Here is a 2,340-nt window from a genome sequence, read left to right as displayed (position 1 = left end):
CGAACGCTGGGGGCTGATCCCGCGGATGTTCGTCGGCGCCGACGAACGCGACCTGTCCACCGAACTGTTCGGAATGACGGTGCCGTCGCCGGTGTTCCTGGCGCCGATCGGGGTCGCCGGAATCTGCACCCAGGACGGCCACGGCGACCTGGCCACCGCCCGGGCGGCCGCGGCCACCGGAGTCCCGATGGTGGTCTCCACCCTCACCGCCGACCCGATGGAGGACGTCGCCGCCGAATTCGGCGACACCCCGGGGTTCTTCCAGCTGTACACCCCGAAAGACCGCGAGCTGGCGGCCAGCCTGGTGCAGCGCGCCGAGGCGGCCGGATTCAAGGGAATCGTCGTCACCCTGGACACCTGGGTTCCCGGCTGGCGGCCGCGGGATCTGTCGACGTCGAACTTTCCCCAGCTGCGCGGGCACTGCCTGGCCAACTACACGTCGGACCCGGTCTTCCGGGCCAGCCTGCCGCAACCACCGGAGGAGAATCCGCAGGCCGCGGTGCTGGGCTGGGTGCAGACCTTCGGCAACCCGCTGCGCTGGGACGACCTGCCGTGGCTGCGGTCGCTGACCAGCCTGCCGCTGATCGTCAAAGGCGTCTGCCACCCCGACGACGTCCGGCGGGCCAAGGACGGCGGGGTGGACGGCATCTACTGCCCCACCCACGGCGGCCGGCAGGCCAACGGTGGCCTGCCGGCGCTGGACTGCCTGCCCGACGTGGTCGCTGCCGCCGACGGACTGCCGGTCTGGTTCGACTCCGGCATCCGCAGCGGCGCCGACATCATCAAGGCGCTGGCGCTGGGCGCAACCGCCGTCGGCGTGGGCCGGCCGTACGCCTACGGGCTGGCGCTGGGCGGCACCGACGGAGTGGTGCACGTGCTGCGTTCACTGCTGGCCGAGGCGGACCTGATCATGGCGGTGGACGGATACCGGTCGCTGAAAGATCTGACGCCCGAGACTCTGCGGCGCGTCAGCTGAGCGATCCGGCGGGATTCTGCGACCGTGGGGGAGTGGATGCGGTGCTCGACGAGTTCGACGACTATCTGGCCCTGGAGCGCGGCCGATCCGAGCACACCCGTCGCGCGTACCTGGGTGATCTGCGCTCGCTGTTCGCCTTCCTGACCGAGCGCGGCCAGGAAGGACTTGGCGGGCTGAGCCTGCCGCTGCTGCGCGGCTGGCTGGCCGGACAGGCCGGCGCCGGTGCGGCCCGCACCACGCTGGCCCGGCGCACCTCCGCGGTCAAGACGTTCACCGCCTGGGCGGTGCGGCGGGGGCTGTTGACCTCGGATCCGGCGGTGCGGCTGCAGATGCCGAAAGCCCGGCGCACGCTGCCCGCGGTGCTGCGTCAGGATCAGGCGTCCGACGCCATGGCGGCGGCGAACGCCGGTGCACAGCAAGGTGATCCGCTGGCCCTGCGGGACCGGGTGGTCGTCGAGCTGCTCTACGCCACCGGCATCCGGGTCAGCGAGCTGTGCGGGTTGGACACCGACGACCTGGACAGGTCGCATCGGCTGCTCCGGGTGCTGGGGAAGGGAAACAAACAGCGAACGGTGCCGTTCGGTGCGCCGGCGGACGATGCGCTGCGGTCGTGGCTGGCCGACGGGCGTCCCGCACTGGCCACCGCCGAGTCCGGGCCGGCGCTGCTGCTCGGGTCCCGCGGCAGGCGGCTCGATCCCCGCCAGGCCCGCACCGTGGTGCACCAGACGGTGGCCGCGGTGCCCGCCGCACCCGACATCGGCCCGCACGGGCTGCGGCACAGCGCCGCAACCCATCTGCTGGAAGGCGGCGCCGACCTGCGCATCGTGCAGGAACTGCTCGGCCACTCGACGCTGGCCACCACCCAGCTGTACACCCACGTCACTGTTGCCCGGCTGCGGGCCGTGCACGACCAAGCCCATCCCCGGGCCTGACGCCAGGTGATCAGATCCACCGTCACGCTCGCATCGGGAAGCGTTTCCTACCTCGACTTCCGCCCGGAGGACCCGGCGGCGACGGTGGTGCTGCTGCACGGCGGCGGGGTGGACAGCGCGGCGCTGTCCTGGGCCGAGGTGGGCCCCCGTCTCTCCGCCGCCGGCTACCGGGTGATCGCACCGGATCATCCGGACCACGGCCACAGCCCCGCTACCGGCGTGGCGGGTGACCCAGCAGCGCCTGCTGGACTACGTCGGGCAGTTCGTCGATGCCATCGTCTCCGGAAGGTATGTGATCGGTGGGCTGTCGCTGGGGGGGGGGGGGGGGGTGATCGGACATGTGCTGGGCCGGCCCGAGCGGGTCGCCGCCGTGCTGCTGTTGGACAGCTACGGCCTGATGCCGGGACTCGCCGCCCCGCGACACCCCCTGGC

Annotated in this window: 2 protein-coding genes and 2 pseudogenes; all 4 read left to right on the top strand. The window is 72.4% G+C overall.

From position 1 onward, the window contains the following. On the top strand, positions 1 to 976 hold a 976-nt coding region (locus tag AC2VNT_RS12625; protein ID WP_486947184.1), incomplete at its 5' end, for an alpha-hydroxy-acid oxidizing protein. A gap of 32 nt (positions 977 to 1,008) precedes the next feature. Then, positions 1,009 to 1,908: a tyrosine recombinase XerC gene (locus tag AC2VNT_RS12620; protein WP_486947183.1), complete on the top strand. Its 900-nt coding sequence runs from the start codon at positions 1,009 to 1,011 to the stop codon at positions 1,906 to 1,908. Positions 1,909 to 1,914: 6 nt separating this feature from the next. Then, positions 1,915 to 2,067, top strand: a pseudogene (locus AC2VNT_RS12615) (alpha/beta fold hydrolase); the annotation flags it as partial. A gap of 67 nt (positions 2,068 to 2,134) precedes the next feature. Then, positions 2,135 to 2,340 (top strand): annotated as a pseudogene (locus AC2VNT_RS12610) (hypothetical protein); the annotation flags it as partial.

This window comes from Mycobacterium sp. TH-M15 (assembly GCF_057473705.1).
The sequence above is the reverse complement of the archived record's forward strand: the minus strand, read 5'-3'. Positions and strand labels throughout refer to the sequence as shown.